Source organism: Lactobacillus sp. C449L (assembly GCF_059900815.1).
The window spans coordinates 1-395 of record NZ_JBWXGA010000446.1; the positions used below are offsets into that span (position 1 = coordinate 1).

The window sequence follows — 395 nt, forward strand, 5'->3', positions numbered from 1 at the left end:
CTGTTCTCTCGTCTCCTTCCGTCGCGGCAGCCGCTGCGAGTCCGCGCCAGCAGCGAGGCCTGAGCATGAGCAACGCTGGAACAGCTCCGATCTTGAAGCTGGAGAACGTCTCGCGACGGTTCGGAGGCATCAAGGCGGTCGACGATGTCAGCCTGACTTTCTACCCTGGCGAGGTCGTCGGGCTGATCGGTCCGAACGGCGCGGGCAAGACGACCCTGCTCAAATGCCTCGCGGGCCTCATCGAGACGGACGAGGGGCGCCGCACGATCCAGCCCGGCACCCGTGTCGTGCTGCTGGAGCAGGATCCCGGAGTCGACGGCTTCGCCACGCTTCGCGACTTCGCGCTGGCGTGCAGGGACGCGCCGCCGGCGCATGAAGTGGAGGCGGTCGCAACG

The 395-nt window shown here is 67.6% G+C and carries 1 protein-coding gene; it reads left to right on the top strand.

Annotated elements, in window-relative coordinates; translation table 11 throughout:
* Window positions 1-65: 65 nt before the first annotated feature.
* Window positions 66-395, top strand: a 330-nt coding sequence (locus AC2JF9_RS10210) for an ATP-binding cassette domain-containing protein (protein ID WP_500727538.1), incomplete at its 3' end; no start/stop codon positions are given.